Source organism: Thermoanaerobacterium thermosulfurigenes, assembly GCF_051201035.1.
GTDB classification, from domain to species: domain Bacteria; phylum Bacillota; class Thermoanaerobacteria; order Thermoanaerobacterales; family Thermoanaerobacteraceae; genus Thermoanaerobacterium; species Thermoanaerobacterium thermosulfurigenes.
The window spans coordinates 1-17,147 of record NZ_JBPODR010000006.1 but is presented as its reverse complement, the minus strand read 5'-3'; the positions used below and the strand labels follow the sequence as shown (position 1 = coordinate 17,147).

Here is a 17,147-nt window from a genome sequence, read left to right as displayed (position 1 = left end):
ATTTTGATGCTACCTTCTTTTCTTAAAGAGGAATTAGGTATAAGCGATATAAAAATAAATAAGATAAGTTTATGTCTAAAGGAAAGAAAACTTATACTGTCTTTGCCCTTCAATTTAAAAAAAGACGTTTCAAAATTAGAATCTTTAAAATCTACTATTAAATCAAAAATCCCTCTACTTTCAAATATAGAATTTGAATTTATAGGCACAAATAACATTGATGTGTATTCAGTTTTAAATGAGTATTGGGATGATATCATAAAAAAAGCCAGTGAAAAATATCCTGGTACTTTAAGCTTTATAAAATCATGTCATATATCTATTAAAGATGTGGAACATGTAATCATAAAGGCATCAAATGAAGTATCTTTTAATTTTCTTAAGAAAAACAAGATCGATATGTACATTAGCGAATTGATAAAAGAATATTATGATCTAAACGTAAGTTTTGCATTAGATTTTGATGAATCAATATATGACAAACTTCATGAAGAAATCAAAAAGGACGAGGAAATTTTGGCAAATAACATCATTGCAAGTCCTCCAGAAAACAGCCAAAAAATCGAAAGTGATATGGATAATAATGACAGTAAAGTATTGCTTGGAAAAGAAATAAATACAGAAAGTGTAAAGATCTGCGATGTATTTCAAGAAGGCGATGATGTTGCAATAAAAGGTGAAATTTTTTCAATAGATTTCCGCGAAATAAAATCTAAATATCTGATGACTTTTGATATTACAGATACTACGTCTTCATTTACAGTTAAGGCATTTTTAAATGGAGAAAAGTACAGTTTAATTAAAGACAGATTAACAATAGGTAGCAATGTAAAAGTGCGTGGTGCTGTTATTTACGATAAATATGAAAGAGATCTAATATTGAACGCTAAAGACATAGAGATGTGCGAGAAATCTTTCAGAGTAGATTCTCATCTACAAAAGAGAGTAGAGTTGCATGTACACACACAAATGAGCAGCATGGATGGAGTAAGCTCTGCAGAGTCTTTAATAAAAAGAGCATCAGAGTGGGGGCACAAAGCAATTGCAATAACAGATCATGCTGTATTGCAGGCTTATCCCGAAGCTCAAAGTGCTGCGAAAAAATATGGTATTAAAGTAATCTACGGTATAGAAGGTTATCTCGTCAATGATGGTGTTCCAATCGTCAGTGGAAGTACATCTGCGACTATTGACGGCAGCTTTGTTGTATTTGACATTGAAACCACAGGTCTTTCAAGTATTAATGACAACATTATCGAAATTGGAGCTGTCAAGATAAAAAATTTTCAAATAGTAGATACATTTGAGACTTTTGTAAATCCACAAGTTCACATATCAAAATTTATAACAAAATTGACTGGCATAACAGATGATATGGTTAAAGAGTACCCATCTATCGAAGAAATTTTGCCTAAATTTTTGGACTTTATAAAAGATTCTATTCTTGTAGCACATAATGCAAACTTTGATGTGACTTTTATAAAGACAAAAGCCAGAAATCTTGGTATGGAAGTGGATAATCCTGTTTTGGACACTTTAGAATTAAGTAGACATATGTATGAAAATCTAAAAAATTACAAGCTGGATACTGTAGCGCAGCATCTTGGTGTGTCACTTGAAAATCATCATAGAGCCGTAGACGATGCTAAGGCAACTGCTGAAATTTTTATTAAAAGCATCAATAAGTTAAAAGAAAACGGAATAGAAAAAGTAAATGAAATAAATGATTATTTAAAAAATAAGGTTGACATAAAAAAAATGCCTACATATCATGTAATTATACTTGTTAAGAATCAAAAGGGCTTGAGAAATCTCTATGAATTGGTATCAAAGTCAAATTTAGAGTATTTTCATAGAAATCCGAGAATTCCTAAAAGTTTGTTGTCACAAATGAGAGAAGGATTGTTAATTGGTTCCGCTTGTGAACAAGGTGAAGTATTTAGAGGATTAATATCAAATCTTGATGACGATAAATTGCACGAAATCGTCAGTTATTATGATTATTTAGAAGTGCAACCTTTAGGAAATAATGAATTTTTAATTGACAAAGGCGAGGTAAAAAACAAAGAAGAATTGATTAAGATAAATAAAAGAATTTATGATTTAGGCAAACAATTCAAAAAGCCGGTTGTTGCAACGTGTGATGTCCACTTTTTAGATCCTTGGGATAATGTGTATAGAAAAATACTCATGTATGGAAAGGGATTTAAAGATGCTGATAGACAACCACCACTTTATTTTAGAACAACTGATGAAATGATGCGAGAATTTGATTATTTTGATAGAGAGATTGCAAAAGAGATCGTCATAGACAATCCTAATGAAATAGCAGATTCTATAGAAGACGTTAAACCGATACCAGATGGAACATTTCCTCCGTCAATAGAAGGTGCAGAAGAAGAGCTTAGAAAATTGACATTAAACAAAGCTCATGAAATATATGGTGAAAAATTGCCAGATATAGTTGAAAAAAGGTTAGACAAAGAACTAAATTCTATCATAAATAATGGATATGCTGTCATGTATATTATAGCTCAAAAACTAGTGACAAAATCATTGAATGATGGTTATTTAGTTGGTTCAAGGGGCTCAGTCGGTTCATCGTTTGTGGCAACGATGAGTGGAATAACCGAGGTTAATCCGTTGCCACCTCATTATATCTGTCCTCATTGCAAGCATTCGGAATTTATATTAGATGGAAGTTACGGTTCTGGTGTGGATATGCCTGATAAAAATTGTCCACAATGTGGAACAAAAATGAAAAAAGATGGGCATGATATTCCATTTGAAGTTTTTCTTGGATTTGAAGGGGACAAAGAACCAGATATAGATTTAAACTTTTCAGGAGATTATCAGCCGATAGCGCATAAATACACAGAAGAAATATTTGGAACAGGTCACGTCTTTAGAGCTGGAACTATTGGTACATTGGCTGATAAAACAGCATACGGCTTTGTAAAAAAGTATTTTGAAGAAAAAAATTTAACAGTTCATAATGCAGAAATCAAAAGGCTAGTCATGGGTTGTACTGGTGCCAAAAGGACTACAGGGCAACATCCAGGTGGTGTTATGGTTGTTCCTAAAGACAAAGATATTTACGATTTTACACCTATACAACATCCTGCAGATGCACAAGATTCAGACATAATAACAACGCACTTTGATTATCACTCTATAAGCGGAAGACTGCTTAAGCTTGATATACTTGGTCATGATGATCCTACTGTAATAAGAATGCTGGAGGATTTAACAGGAATCAATGCCAGAGAAATACCATTAGATGACAAAAAGACAATGAGCCTTTTTACAAGCGTAGAAGCGCTTAACATAAATCCAGAAGATATAAATTGCACAGTAGGTACTTTAGGGCTGCCTGAATTTGGAACGAAATTTGTAAGACAAATGCTGGTTGATACAAAGCCGACAACTTTTGCAGAACTTGTGAGAATAAGTGGACTTTCGCATGGTACGGATGTTTGGCTTAATAATGCGCAGGACATAATAAAAGAAGGCAAAGCCACCCTTAAAGAAGTAATCTCTACAAGAGATGATATAATGTTATTTCTTATTAGTAAAGGGCTTGACAAGAAACTGTCTTTTAAGATAATGGAAAGTGTTAGAAAAGGGAAGGGCATCAAAGAGGAAGAAATAGAAGAAATGAAAAAGCATAATGTGCCTGATTGGTTTATCCAGTCATGCCAAAAAATTAAGTACATGTTTCCTAAAGCCCATGCAGTTGCTTATGTCATAATGGCTTTTAGGATAGCTTATTTTAAAGTGCATCATCCTGAGGCTTTTTATGCTACCTATTTTACTGTTAGAGCTGATGAGTTTAACTTAGATATGATGGATTCTTTAGAAAAAATCAAAGAAAATATAAGGCTAATTGAATCAAAGAGCAATAATGCTACAGCAAAAGAGAAAAGCTTATTGACAATATTAGAGGTTGGCCTTGAAATGTACCTTAGAGGTCTAAAGTTCACAAATATTGATTTATATAAATCTGATGCAGTTAAATTTTTAATTACAAAAGATGGCATATTGCCTCCGTTGAACTCATTGGAAGGTATAGGCAAGCAAGCAGCGAAGATAATAGCTGAAGAGAGAGAAAAAGGCAAATTTTTATCAATAGAAGACTTGAGAAATAGAACGAGAATTAGTAAAACGGTTATTGATATATTAAAGCAGCATGGTTGTCTACAGGATATTCCTGAATCAAATCAATTAAGTTTATTTTAATGTTGCATTGGTTATTTGTGTATGTTATAATTGATATGGCAAAATAGAGATGGAACTTAAGAGTGGGGTTTCCCACTCTTTCGTATTATATATATAAAATAATGAGCTACAAGGAGGTTATCAAATTGTCAAAGATTGAAGAGCTGACAAGGCAGCTTGTTACTCCAGCCATAGAAAAAAATAAGTTTGAGCTTGTTGATGTTGAGTACAAAAAAGAAGGCAACAATTGGTATTTAAGGGTTTATATAGACAAAGATGGAGGAGTCAGTTTAGACGATTGCCAAATTATAAGTGAATATTTAAGTGAAAAGCTGGATGAAGTAGATCCAATAGACAATAGTTATATACTTGAAGTGTCTTCGCCGGGAATAGATAGACCATTAAAAACAAAACGTGATTTTGAAAAATTCAAAGGCAGTTTAGTTGAAGTTTCATTGTATCAACCGATAGATAAAAAGAAAAAGTATGAAGGCGAGCTTTTAGGCCTCGAAGATGATAAAGTAATCATCGTTGACGATGGTGGAAAAAGAGAATTTGATTTAAAAAATGTTAGTTTGGTTAAACCTATTATAAAATTTTAAACTAAAAGGAGGGAAAATAATGAACACCGAATTTATTGAAGCACTTGAACAAATTTGCAAAGATAAAGGCATTCCAAAAGAGACGATGTTTGAGGCAATAGAAGCTGCATTAGTTTCAGCGTACAAAAAAAACTATGGAACAGCTCAGAATGTCAAAGTAAAGATGGATCGTGAAACAGGTGATGTTAAAGTCTATGCCCAAAAAACGGTTGTCGAAAATGTATATAATGATTTGCTTGAAATAAGTTTGGAAGAAGCTCAAAAATTAAGCAAGAAATACCTTGTTGGTGATACTGTTGATATTGAAGTTACGCCTAAATCTTTTGGAAGAATAGCAGCTCAAAATGCTAAACAAGTTGTTGTTCAAAGAATAAGAGAAGCAGAACGAGGCATTGTATATGAAGATTTTTTAAGCAAGGAATCAGAAATAGTTACTGGAATTGTAGAAAGAATAGAAAAAAAGAATGTTTTAGTTGATTTAGGTAAAACTGAAGCTACACTAACGCCAAATGAGCAGATTCCAAATGAAACTTACAAACATGGAGATAGAATAAAAGTCTATATAGTAGAAGTCAAAAAAACTACAAAAGGTCCACAAATACTGATATCACGTTCGCATCCAGGACTAGTAAAAAGGCTTTTTGAGATGGAAGTACCAGAATTACAACAAGGTATCGTTGAAATTAGAAGCATCTCAAGAGAACCTGGTTCAAGGACTAAAATGGCTGTATATGCAAAAGACGAAAATGTTGATCCGGTGGGTTCATGTGTAGGTTACAAGGGTGCAAGGGTACAAGCTGTTGTAAATGAGCTAAAAGGTGAAAAGATAGATATCGTAAAATGGAGCTCAAAACCACAAGAATTTGTGACTAATGCTTTAAGTCCGGCTAAAGTTTTAAGTATTGATATTGATGAAAAAGAAAAAATAGCCAGGGTCGTCGTGCCTGATTATCAGCTTTCTCTTGCAATTGGCAAAGAAGGGCAAAATGTAAGATTGGCTGCTAAGCTAACAGGATGGAAGATAGACATAACAAGTGAATCTACTGCTAAATCTTAAAGGTTGGGGTTGATAACGTGAAGTCTAAAAAAGTTCCAATGAGAATGTGTCTTGGTTGCCAAGAAATGAAACCGAAAAGAGAGTTACTTCGAATCGTAAAAAAAGCACATAGCAATGAAATTCAGGTGGATTTGACAGGTAAGTTATCTGGCAGAGGTTGTTACGTGTGTAAAAACATTGACTGTGTAGAAAAAGCCTTAAAATCAAAAAAAATAGAAAGAGCATTGGAAACTTCATTAACTGAAGATATTATTGAACAAATCAGAAAAGAGGTTTCAAATGAATAAATTTTATTCGATGCTGGGGTTATGCAGGAGAGCAGGGGAATTATTGCCAGGAAGGTTGCCAGTTGAAAAAGGAATTGCTAAATCAAATGTTCGTCTTGTCATTATAGCGGAAGACGCTTCTGAAAATACAAAGAAGAAGTTTGTATCTTTATGTAATGATAAAAACATTATATATATAATCGCTGGTAATATGTCTTATATTGGCAAAAGCATAGGGAGAGACAATACAGCGGTGATTGGCATTACAGATGAAAACCTATCTAACAAACTATTAGCTGAAGCAAAGGAGGTTCTAACTAATGGAGGTGAATAAAATGTCAAAGACAAGAGTTTATGAGTTGGCAAAAGAACTAAAAATTACGAGCAAAGAATTGATTTCGAAGTTGAATGATTTAGATATTAATGTAAAAAATCATATGAGCACATTAGAAGACGATGAAGTAAGTTTAATAATAGATTTATTAACTGAAAAAGAGGAAAAAGAAACAGATGAATTAGTAGAAGAATATAACGAAATTGATGAAAAGCCTAAAAAGCCTAACAAAAAGCAAAAAAAGTCAGACGCCAAAAAGGCGAAGGATGATAATAATAAACCACAAGATGATTCTGTTAAAATAATATCTATACCTGCGTTTATAACTGTTAAAGAATTATCCGAAAAAATGAAAATAAATCCTTCAGATATCATAAAGAAATTGATATCCAAAGGAATAATGGTGACAATAAATCAACAAATAGACTATGAAAATGCTTCGCAAATTGCTGAAGAGTATGGCTTTTTATTAGAAAAAAAAGAGGAAAATGAAGATAATCTTGAAATTATGGACAAAGAAGATGATGAAAAAGATCTTTTGCCCAGACCACCTGTAATAACTGTTATGGGCCATGTAGATCATGGAAAAACATCATTATTGGATGCAATCAGAAAGACAAATGTTACTCAACGTGAAGCTGGAGGAATTACACAGCACATTGGTGCATCTGTTGTAGAAATAAACGGAAAAAAAGTCGTGTTTTTGGATACACCAGGGCATGAAGCATTTACGGCTATGAGGGCTAGAGGTGCCAGTGTAACTGATATTGCTGTATTAGTTGTAGCAGCAGATGATGGTGTTATGCCTCAAACAATAGAAGCGATAAACCATGCTAAAGCCGCTAATGTTCCGATAATTGTAGCTATAAATAAAATTGACAAACCTAATGCGAATCCAGATAGAGTTAAACAAGAATTGGTGGAATATGGTTTGGTGCCAGAGGATTGGGGCGGAAATACAATATGTGTCAATGTTTCAGCGCAAAAAAATCTTGGACTTGATGATTTACTTGAAATGATATTATTGGAAGCAGAAATGCTCGAATTAAAGGCAAATCCAAATAGACCAGCCAGAGGTACAATCATTGAAGCGCAACTTGACAAAAACAGAGGTCCTGTTGCAACAGTTTTAGTACAAAAGGGAACACTAAAAACAGGTGATGTAATAATTGCTGGAACAGCTTATGGCAAAGTAAGGGCAATGTTTGATGATAAAGGCAGGAAAGTTAAAAAAGCATCACCATCCATACCTGTTGAAGTTTTAGGACTATCTGATGTTCCAAAGGCAGGAGACATACTTGTTGTATTGGATGATGAGAAAAAAGCCCGTTCAATTGCCGAAAAACGTAAGGAAAAGTTTAGAGAAGAAGAAATGATGCAAAAGCAAAAGATATCTCTTGATGAACTGTTTAATCAAATAAAAGAAGGCAATGTAAAAGAACTAAATATAATATTAAAAGCTGATGTACAGGGTTCTGTGGAAGCATTAAAAAGCTCAATTGAGCAATTGAGTAATGATGATGTTAGACTTAGAGTCATTCATGGAGCGGTTGGTGCTATTACTGAAACTGATGTTATGTTTGCTTCCGCATCTAATGCCATAATAATTGGTTTTAATGTAAGACCTGATAGCAAGGCTAAGTCTTTAGCAGAAAAAGAGAAAGTCGACATAAGATTATATAGAATAATATATGATGCAATTGATGATTTAAAAGCAGCTATGAAGGGTATGTTGGAACCAGAGTATAGAGAAAAAGAATTAGGTAAGGCAGAAGTAAGAGCTGTATTTAGGGTTCCTAATGTGGGTAATGTAGCTGGATGCTATGTAGTAGAAGGTAAAATTTCCAGAAATGCAAACATAAGATTAGTAAGAGATGGCATAGTGATTTTTGAAGGGAAAATATCTTCATTAAAGAGATTTAAAGACGACGTAAAAGAAGTACAATCTGGTTTTGAATGTGGAATAGGCATAGAAAGATTTAATGACATAAAAGAAGGTGATGTGCTGGAAGCATATCAGATGGAGGAAATACCTCGTTGAAAGGATGAATTAATGTGCAGTACAGAATTGGACGTTTATCAGAAGAAATAAAAAAAGAAGTAAGCCAAATGATATTCGAAGAGATAAAGGACCCAAGAATAAGTAATATGACTAGCATAACAGATATCGAAGTTTCAAAAGATTTGCGTTATGCAAAAATTTATATTAGCGTTTATGGAAATGATGATGAAAAAAAGAACACTATAGAAGGTTTAAAAAGTGCAACTGGTTTTATAAGACGTGAATTAGGAAAAAGAATTAAGTTAAGATATATTCCTGAATTGATTTTCGAACTTGATAATTCGATAGAATATGGTGCCCATATTTCTAAGATTTTAAAAGATTTAGATAGTCGAGAGAGTGAAGACAAATGATTTTAAATGATATGTTGGATTCAATAAGAGAAGCTGAAAAAATAGCTGTTGTAACACATGTATCACCTGATGGTGATGGAATAGGATCTGTTACAGCGTTGTACAAAGCCATGAATAAATTAAAAAAAGATGTATCTATATTTATTGATGATGACGTACCTGAAATCTATAGATTCATGCCATACACAGATAAAATCACAAGACCATTTGACATATCAGTAGATCTGCTTATAACTGTAGATTGTGCTGATTCAGATAGAATGGGAAAGGCAAAAGAATTGCTTAAAAAAGTCCATAAGTCAATAAATATAGATCATCATATTTCGAACACTTTGTATGCTACTATGAATTACGTAGATACCAATGCAGCTTCGTCATCTGAAATAGTGTATCAGTTGATAAAAATATTAGGTATTGATTTGGACCAAGAAATTGCAGAATGTTTGTATGTTGGAGTTGTTACAGACACAGGACATTTTATGTACGGCTCAACTACATCATTTACTCATGAAGTTGCTGGTGATTTAATAAATAACGGTGCTTCTGTGGATAAAATATCCAATATTATTTTTCATAATATTAAATATGAGAAGCTTAAGCTAATAGGCAGAGTTATAAACAATATGGAACTTTATTTTGACGGAAAAGTTGCGTATATGGAGATATCAAGGGAAGATTTTCTTAGCACAAATACAAAATTAGAAGATGTAGAGAATATTGTAAATTATGGTAGAGATATAGATAGTGTGGAAATCGCTGTTATGCTGGTTGAAAAAGATGATTTTATAAAAGGAAGTTTACGCTCTAAAAAGTATGTGGATGTAAATAAATTGGCTAAAGAATTTGGCGGTGGTGGTCATGTAAGAGCATCAGGATTCTTAACAAAAGGCAGTATAAATGATGTAAAAGAAAAAATTTTAGATTTAATAAAATTTGAAATCAATGAGTGATTGAAAATGGATGGTTTTTTAAATATTTTGAAACCGCCAGGTATGACATCTCATGATGTAGTATCCTTTTTAAGGAAAAATTTTAATATAAAAAAAGTAGGCCATTTAGGAACCCTTGATCCGGGAGCAGCAGGTGTATTACCTTTATGTATAGGCAAAGCGACGAAATTGGCCCAGTTTGTAATGACGCAAACAAAGACATATAGAGCAGAAATAACTTTTGGTTTTTCTACAGATAGCATTGATAAATTTGGAAATATTACGAGTGTAATGCCTGTTAAAATTTTGGAACAGCATAAAATATCAGAAATTGAAAGTGTATTTAAAGGCAATGTTTTACAGATACCACCTATTTACTCTGCTAAAAAAGTTGATGGGAAAAAACTTTATCAATATGCACGAGAAGGTAAAACTATTGATATCAAGCCTTCTTTTGTGACTATATATGACATTAATGTGATATCTTACGAAGCACCGTACAAAATTATGTTTGACGTAAAATGTTCAAAAGGAACATATGTAAGAGCTCTTGTTCGTGATATTTGTGATTATCTGAATATTTCAGGATATATGTCAATGCTTATTAGATCAAGTGTTGGATCATTTACTTTAGAAAATTCATTTACATTAGAAGAAGTTGTAAGTGGAAAGTATAAAATAATGAAAATAGATGATATTATAACATTTCCTGGTGTCTGTCTTGGCAATGATGATTATCGTAAGATTGTGCACGGCAATCCTGTGAAAAATAAATACATAGATGCAAATGATGAATTAATAAAGTTATATAGTCCAGAACATTTCTTTGTTGGCGTTGGCAAAGTTGTAGGTGATAGAATCTATGTTGAACGATTGTTATTTGGAGCTGATGGCTAAGTGATAATAATAGATGAGTACAATACAGAAAAATACAATGATAAAAAAGTAATCGCTCTTGGAAACTTTGATGGGATTCATCTTGGACATCAAGAATTAATTAAAAAATCAGTAGAATTGTCGAAAACAAATAAAATGACGAGTTCTGTATTTACATTTAAACAACATACGACAAAGACGATATACAAATATGATTATCAGAAGCTATTGACAACTAACAGAAAAAAAATAGAGGAATTTTCTAAATTCAATTTAGATTACGCTATAATTTATGACTTTAATAAGGATTTTTCATTGTTATCTCCTAAGACTTTTATTGAGAGCATTTTAATTGACAAGTTAAATATGAAAATTGCGGTTGTAGGGGATAATTATAGATTTGGATACAATGCTAATGGTGATGTTTCACTTTTAAAAAAATTTTCGAAAATTTATAATTATGAAGTATATATTGTTGAACCTATAAAATTGAACGATATTCCAATAAGTAGTAGCTTTATACGTTCATTGATCCAGGAAGGAAATGTAGAAGAAGCAAGCAAATGTCTTGGGAGATATTTTAGCTTAGAAGGGTATGTCATTAGTGGTAGAAAAATTGGAAGAAATTTAGGATTCCCAACAGCTAATATTAAGATAGACATGGATTATATCTTACCATTAAATGGCGTATATATAACAAAAGTAAAAATAGGCAATAGACACTTCCTCGGTATAACAAATGTTGGAATAAATCCTACTTTTAATGTCAATAATTTATCTGTTGAAACGTATATTATAGATTTTAACGAAAATATTTATGGGTTGTTTATAGAAATTGAATTTATTAAGCGCATTCGAGATGAAATAAAATTCAATAGCGAAAAAGAACTTATAGAACAAATGAAAAACGATTATGCATTAGCAAAATCTTATAAATATATTTTACATAATTGATTTTTTGTGATAAAATTATATCCGTGATTACCATAGCTTTGATATTCGTTCACCGGCGATGTCAATGCTATTTGGCGAATTTATGAGTGGAGGTGAAATTATGTTAAACAAAGAGAGAAAAAATGAAATAATCGCTGAGAACAGGATTCACGAGAAAGACACAGGTTCTCCAGAAGTTCAGATTGCTTTACTCACTGAGAGGATTAACTCTTTAAATGAACATTTAAAAGTTCATAAAAAAGATCATCATTCAAGACGCGGTTTGCTTAAGATGGTTGGTCAGAGAAGAGGATTATTAAATTATCTAATGAAGAAAGATATGGATAGGTACCGTGCCATCGTTGAAAAGTTAGATTTAAGAAAATAGAGCGGGTAACCTCGCTCTTTTTTCTGTATTAATGATCAAATATTTGAAAAAATATATTAAAAGGATGAAAGGAGGATAATATGGAAAAGATTTTTGAACTTGACCTTGCAGGGAGAAAATTAATCGTTCAAACTGGAAAACTTGCACAATTGGCTAATGGTAGTGCTCTTGTTAGATATGGTGATACAGTTGTGCTGGTTACGGCTTGCGCTTCTAAAGAACCAAGAGAAGGAGTTGACTTTTTCCCTTTAAGTGTTGATTATGAAGAAAGACTTTATTCCGTTGGTAAAATACCTGGTGGTTTTATTAAAAGGGAAGGTAAACCTACTGAGAAAGCAATATTGACATCCAGATTAATAGATAGGCCAATAAGGCCACTATTTCCACATGGCTATAGAAATGATGTGCAAGTTATTGCTACTGTTTTATCTGTAGACCCTGATGTTCAGCCAGAGATAGTGGCAATGATAGGTTCTTCAGTTGCTTTATCTATATCTGATATTCCTTTTAACGGACCTACAGGTTCTGTATCAGTAGCACTTGTAGATGGGAATTTCATAATAAATCCTGACTTAGAAGCGAGAGAAAAAAGTGATTTGCACTTGACTGTCTCAGGTACAAAGGATGCTATAATGATGGTTGAGGCTGGTGCCAATGAGGTTCCAGAGGAAGTAATGTTAGATGCAATAATGTACGCTCATGAATACATAAAACAGATAGTAGAATTTATAGAAGGCATTGTAAAAGAAGTAGGACTTCCAAAAGCGGAAGTAATAGTGCATGAAATAGATGACAACTTAGAACAACAAGTTAGGGAATTTGCAACTGAAAAAATATATAATGCTTTAAGAACAGAAGAGAAAAAGGAAAGAAACGATAATATAGACAAAGTTGAGGAAGAAGTTTTAGAGCATTTTAAAGATGAATATCCAGACAATCTTGCAGATATTGATGAAGTTTTATATACAATTACAAAAGAACAGATGCGAAAAATGATCACTGAAGAAAAAATAAGAGTAGATGGTAGAGGATTAGATGATATAAGGCCAATAACATGCGATGTCGGTGTTTTACCTCGTACACATGGTTCAGCTATATTTACTCGTGGTCAGACGCAAGTTATGACAGTGGCAACATTAGGTCCTCTTGGTGATATACAGATTCTCGATGGTTTGGGTGACGAAGAATCCAAGAGATATATGCATCATTATAATTTCCCTCCTTTTAGCGTAGGCGAAACGAGGCCATTAAGAGGTCCAGGAAGGAGAGAAATAGGGCATGGTGCGTTAGCTGAGAGGGCATTAGAACCTATGATACCTTCAGAGGAGGAATTTCCTTACACAATCAGATTGGTCTCTGAAGTGTTAAGCTCAAATGGTTCAACTTCACAAGCAAGTGTATGCGGAAGCACATTGGCTCTTATGGATGCTGGTGTTCCAATTAAAGCACCAGTTGCAGGCGTTGCAATGGGTCTTATTAAAGAGGGCGATATAGTATCTATACTGACAGATATACAGGGAATAGAAGACTTTCTTGGTGACATGGATTTCAAAGTTGCAGGTACTGAAAAAGGGATAACGGCAATACAAATGGATATAAAAATAGCTGGCATTGATCGCGATATCCTTTCGTTAGCTTTAGAAAAGGCTCGAAAAGGTAGGTTATTTATATTGAATAAGATGCTAGAAACTATAAAAGAGCCAAGAAAGGAATTATCTCCTTATGCTCCAAGGATTATAAGCTTAAACGTCGATCCTGAAAAAATAAGGGATATAATCGGAGCAGGTGGCAAGACAATAAACAAAATAATAGCAGATACAGGTGTTAAAATAGACATAGAGGACGATGGTAGAGTATTTATATCATCAACCGATTTAAAAGCTGGCGAGAAAGCTAAAATGATCATTGAAGCAATAACAAAAGATGTAGAAGTAGGTTCAATTTATTTAGGAAAAGTGACAAGACTGGCTTCATTTGGTGCTTTTGTAGAAATTGCTCCTGGTAAAGAAGGATTGGTCCACATATCTAAGTTAGATAAAAAACATGTGAATAAAGTTGAAGATGTAGTAAATATTGGCGATGAAATTTTGGTAAAAGTAACAGAGATTGATAAACAAGGACGGATTAATTTATCGAGAAAAGATGCTTTGCCAGAAGAAACTAAAAATGACAAAGAAGTGTAAATGCATAAACCTCTTATGGTTTATGTTTTTTATTTATTGATAGTCAATAAAAAAGTAATATCTAATAACATCACCTAATAAAATTTATTAAGAAAATAAATTAGGTGGTGTTAGTCTTGAAGATATATTATATAAAATATCCCAAAAAAACTACCGTAATATTGATTTTAATAATAATTATTGCGATAATTTTATTAGGGATGTTGGTTAACCATTCTATTTCTACGTTTAAAACAAATGATCCTATTTATAAAGGCGATGCAAATAGTAAAAAGATAGCTTTTGCTTGCAACGTAGCGTGGGGGAATGAGTATATTCCAAAGATGTTAGAAATATTTAAATCAAACAATATAAAAATAACATTCTTTTTTGAGGGGCAATGGGCTGAGAAAAATCCAGAGATAGTCAGACAAATTGCAACCGATGGACATGAGATAGCAAGTCATGGGTATACACACGTTAAGTATACGCAGTGGAGCAAGGAAAAATATGCAGAGGATATATCAAAAGCAGGTGATGTACTTTTTAAAATAACTGGGAAAAAGCCTAATCTTTTTGCTCCACCATACGGTGACTTTAATGATGATGTAGTAAAAACCGCTGAAGATCTTGGTTATAAAGTAATCTTATGGAGTTTAGATACTATAGATTGGAGCAACCCAGGTGTTAATAATATTATCAATAGAATTGTAAAAAAAGCTCATAATGGCGCTATCGTTTTGATGCATCCAACAAAAGGCACCGTAGAAGCGCTGCCTACTATGATCAAAGAATTGGAAAGCAAAGGTTATGAAATAACTAGCGTTTCAAATGTTCTAAAATAAATGAGGAGGTAGTAAATGTACATACAAAAGAAAATTAACGATGTTAATGTAGTAGCGTATAAGATGCCATATGTTAATTCAGTGTATATAGGAATATGGATTAAAGTTGGTTCTCGTTATGAAAATAAAGAGAACAATGGAATATCACATTTTATTGAACACATGGTATTTAAAGGTTCAAAAAATAGAAGCGCAAAAGATATAGCGGAAGAAATTGATAATATTGGCGGACAGTTAAATGGATTTACAGGGAAAGAAAGCACTTGCTTTTATGTTAAAGTGTATAATTCATACATAGAAAAAGCAGTTGATGTACTTTTCGATATGGTGTTTAATCCACTTTTTAAAAGTGAAGATATAGAGAAAGAAAAAAATGTAGTTTTGGAAGAAATAAACATGAATAATGATTCTCCAGAGGATGTTGCTTATGATATGTTGGCAAACCTTACCTGGAAAGGTAACCCATTATCATATCCTGTTCTTGGCTATGAAGATACTGTAAAATCTTTTGATAGAGACACTATAGTCAAATTTTATAGAGAAAATTACTTTAAAGATAATATTGTTATTTCAATTGCAGGAAATTTTGATGACTCTATATTTGATATTATATCAAGAAAGACTTTATATATAAATTCTTGTAATAATGCCATTTCATTAGACAAACCTGACTGGAATAAGGGTATAGTATTAAAAAGCAAAGAATATGAGCAAGTAAACATATGTATAAGTATGCCTGGCATAAATTATTCATTTGACAGCATATATACATTATCTATTGTTAGCAATGCATTCGGAGGAGGAATGAGTTCCAGACTGTTTCAAAAAATTCGTGAAGAAGAAGGATTAGTATATTCGATCTACTCTTATCCGTCTACATATATTGACACAGGTGCTTTTACCATTTTTGCAAGTACTGCACCTGAAAATTTAAAATCGGTTTATGAACTGATCATAGAGGAAATTTTAAAAGTAAAAAATGATGGCTTTTCAGAATTTGAGGTAAACAAATTTAGAGAGCAGTTAAAAATCAGCATTTTAATGGATATGGATAGCATTAGCAGCAGAATGTCATCGATAGGTAAATCTCTGCTTTTTTTAAAAAAAGTTTATACTGTCAATGATATTGTAGATAAAATCGATTCAATTACATATGACGATGTTAACAATCTTGCGAAAAAGATATTTAATATTGAGCAATTGGGGATTTCAGTTGTCGGTGATATAAACGAAAAACAGATAGGATGGATGAAAATTGAATAATAAATTGATTTTGAAAATAAAAAAAACATATGATGCGAAAGATTTGCCTTTGCCAAAATATATGAGCAAGGGAGCTGCAGGTATCGACTTATATGCAAAAGTAGATGAAGACGTGGTTATTAAACCTGGTGAAATAAAATTGATAGGAACGGGTATTATGATACAGTTGCCTGAAGGTTATGAAGCACAAATTCGTCCACGGAGTGGACTTGCATTAAATAACGGTATAACCATGTTAAATTCTCCAGGTACTATAGACTCTGATTATAGAGGAGAAATTAAATTGATATTGATAAACTTTGGAAAAATTGATTTTATAGTTAAGAGAGGACTTAGAATCGCGCAAATGATAATAAATAAAGTAGAAATACCGGAAATTATTGAAGTGGATGAATTGGACGAAACTTTAAGAGGAAAGAATGGCTTCGGACATACAGGATTATAGATGAGTGATTTCGGAAACTAATTTCCAGCGTCATACTATGGCATAAATTAGAAATTAGATACAGAAAATAACAAAGCCTTTGCGATAAAATACTGAAAAGAGGAAAGAAAATGTAAAATAATGAAAATCAATTTAAAAAAAGAGTATAAGAAATAAAGCCTAATAAAATAGGTTTAAAAATTAACAGTATATGGAATCTCAATATTTATGCTGCTCTACCTAATAATCCATCAAGCATAGAAATAAAATCAAACTTAGATTTTTTCAATCTAGCATCAAGATGGATATTAATAGAGTGTATCATAATCCAGAAAGACCAACGCTTTTTGCCTCTGGTTTTAGATAGCTCCAACTCATAGTCATTAAGAAGCCTTTTGTTAACACGCTCAGAAGAAGTTCGCTTTTTCATCTCGC

Annotated in this window: 15 protein-coding genes and 1 pseudogene; 15 read left to right on the top strand and 1 reads right to left on the bottom strand. The window is 32.5% G+C overall.

Annotated elements, in window-relative coordinates; genetic code table 11:
- Positions 1–6: 6 nt before the first annotated feature.
- The 15 genes from HNR52_RS03160 to dut all read left to right on the top strand — a co-directional run bounded on the left by HNR52_RS03160 (position 7) and on the right by dut (position 16,733).
- Positions 7–4,239, top strand: a complete 4,233-nt coding sequence (locus tag HNR52_RS03160; RefSeq protein ID WP_435619689.1) for a PolC-type DNA polymerase III — start codon at positions 7–9, stop codon at positions 4,237–4,239.
- A gap of 125 nt (positions 4,240–4,364) precedes the next feature.
- Positions 4,365–4,820: a ribosome maturation factor RimP gene (gene rimP, locus HNR52_RS03155; RefSeq protein WP_013788064.1), complete on the top strand. Its 456-nt coding sequence runs from the start codon at positions 4,365–4,367 to the stop codon at positions 4,818–4,820.
- Positions 4,821–4,839: 19 nt separating this feature from the next.
- Positions 4,840–5,877: a transcription termination factor NusA gene (nusA, locus tag HNR52_RS03150; RefSeq protein WP_013788063.1), complete on the top strand. Its 1,038-nt coding sequence runs from the start codon at positions 4,840–4,842 to the stop codon at positions 5,875–5,877.
- Between the two features lie 17 nt (positions 5,878–5,894).
- Complete coding sequence (gene rnpM / locus HNR52_RS03145; RefSeq protein ID WP_013788062.1) at positions 5,895–6,164, top strand: RNase P modulator RnpM; 270 nt, start codon at positions 5,895–5,897, stop codon at positions 6,162–6,164.
- Positions 6,157–6,477, top strand: a complete 321-nt coding sequence (locus HNR52_RS03140; protein ID WP_435619688.1) for a L7Ae/L30e/S12e/Gadd45 family ribosomal protein — start codon at positions 6,157–6,159, stop codon at positions 6,475–6,477. Before rnpM ends, HNR52_RS03140 begins: the two co-directional genes overlap by 8 nt.
- Positions 6,464–8,518 (top strand): translation initiation factor IF-2, encoded by a 2,055-nt coding sequence (infB, locus tag HNR52_RS03135; protein ID WP_435619687.1) that lies wholly within the window; start codon positions 6,464–6,466, stop codon positions 8,516–8,518. The genes HNR52_RS03140 and infB overlap by 14 nt, the downstream gene beginning before the upstream one ends.
- Positions 8,519–8,532: 14 nt before the next feature.
- The gene (rbfA, locus tag HNR52_RS03130) at positions 8,533–8,892 is read left to right on the top strand and encodes a 30S ribosome-binding factor RbfA (protein WP_013788059.1); all 360 of its coding nucleotides are present in this window, start codon (positions 8,533–8,535) and stop codon (positions 8,890–8,892) included.
- The gene (locus HNR52_RS03125) at positions 8,889–9,842 is read left to right on the top strand and encodes a DHH family phosphoesterase (RefSeq protein WP_013788058.1); all 954 of its coding nucleotides are present in this window, start codon (positions 8,889–8,891) and stop codon (positions 9,840–9,842) included. Before rbfA ends, HNR52_RS03125 begins: the two co-directional genes overlap by 4 nt.
- A 6-nt stretch (positions 9,843–9,848) precedes the next feature.
- Entirely contained in the window at positions 9,849–10,718 is an 870-nt protein-coding gene (truB, locus tag HNR52_RS03120; RefSeq protein ID WP_013788057.1) for a tRNA pseudouridine(55) synthase TruB, read from the top strand.
- Positions 10,719–11,651: a bifunctional riboflavin kinase/FAD synthetase gene (locus HNR52_RS03115; RefSeq protein WP_435619686.1), complete on the top strand. Its 933-nt coding sequence runs from the start codon at positions 10,719–10,721 to the stop codon at positions 11,649–11,651. It abuts the gene before it with no gap.
- A gap of 100 nt (positions 11,652–11,751) precedes the next feature.
- A complete protein-coding gene (gene rpsO, locus HNR52_RS03110) occupies positions 11,752–12,018 on the top strand; it encodes a 30S ribosomal protein S15 (protein WP_013788055.1) in 267 nt (88 codons plus the stop codon).
- Positions 12,019–12,098: 80 nt separating this feature from the next.
- Entirely contained in the window at positions 12,099–14,201 is a 2,103-nt protein-coding gene (locus HNR52_RS03105) for a polyribonucleotide nucleotidyltransferase (RefSeq protein WP_435619685.1), read from the top strand.
- A gap of 116 nt (positions 14,202–14,317) precedes the next feature.
- Positions 14,318–15,025, top strand: a complete 708-nt coding sequence (locus HNR52_RS03100) for a polysaccharide deacetylase family protein (protein ID WP_013788053.1) — start codon at positions 14,318–14,320, stop codon at positions 15,023–15,025.
- A gap of 15 nt (positions 15,026–15,040) precedes the next feature.
- The gene (locus HNR52_RS03095; RefSeq protein WP_013788052.1) at positions 15,041–16,288 is read left to right on the top strand and encodes a M16 family metallopeptidase; all 1,248 of its coding nucleotides are present in this window, start codon (positions 15,041–15,043) and stop codon (positions 16,286–16,288) included.
- Positions 16,281–16,733: a dUTP diphosphatase gene (dut, locus tag HNR52_RS03090; protein ID WP_013788051.1), complete on the top strand. Its 453-nt coding sequence runs from the start codon at positions 16,281–16,283 to the stop codon at positions 16,731–16,733. The genes HNR52_RS03095 and dut overlap by 8 nt, the downstream gene beginning before the upstream one ends.
- 205 nt (positions 16,734–16,938) lie before the next feature.
- Here the strand turns inward: dut and HNR52_RS03085 are convergent.
- Positions 16,939–17,147: pseudogene (locus tag HNR52_RS03085) on the bottom strand (hypothetical protein); the annotation flags it as partial.

What these genes read in the sequence shown, in the direction of transcription:
- HNR52_RS03160 (WP_435619689.1), top strand. Translation starts at nt 7, where the DNA reads ATGCTACCTTCTTTTCTTAAAGAGGAATTAGGTATAAGCGATATAAAA.
- nusA (WP_013788063.1), top strand. Translation starts at nt 4,840, where the DNA reads ATGAACACCGAATTTATTGAAGCACTTGAACAAATTTGCAAAGATAAA.
- HNR52_RS03140 (WP_435619688.1), top strand. Translation starts at nt 6,157, where the DNA reads ATGAATAAATTTTATTCGATGCTGGGGTTATGCAGGAGAGCAGGGGAA.
- infB (WP_435619687.1), top strand. Translation starts at nt 6,464, where the DNA reads ATGGAGGTGAATAAAATGTCAAAGACAAGAGTTTATGAGTTGGCAAAA.
- HNR52_RS03125 (WP_013788058.1), top strand. Translation starts at nt 8,889, where the DNA reads ATGATTTTAAATGATATGTTGGATTCAATAAGAGAAGCTGAAAAAATA.
- truB (WP_013788057.1), top strand. Translation starts at nt 9,849, where the DNA reads ATGGATGGTTTTTTAAATATTTTGAAACCGCCAGGTATGACATCTCAT.
- rpsO (WP_013788055.1), top strand. Translation starts at nt 11,752, where the DNA reads ATGTTAAACAAAGAGAGAAAAAATGAAATAATCGCTGAGAACAGGATT.
- HNR52_RS03105 (WP_435619685.1), top strand. Translation starts at nt 12,099, where the DNA reads ATGGAAAAGATTTTTGAACTTGACCTTGCAGGGAGAAAATTAATCGTT.
- HNR52_RS03095 (WP_013788052.1), top strand. Translation starts at nt 15,041, where the DNA reads ATGTACATACAAAAGAAAATTAACGATGTTAATGTAGTAGCGTATAAG.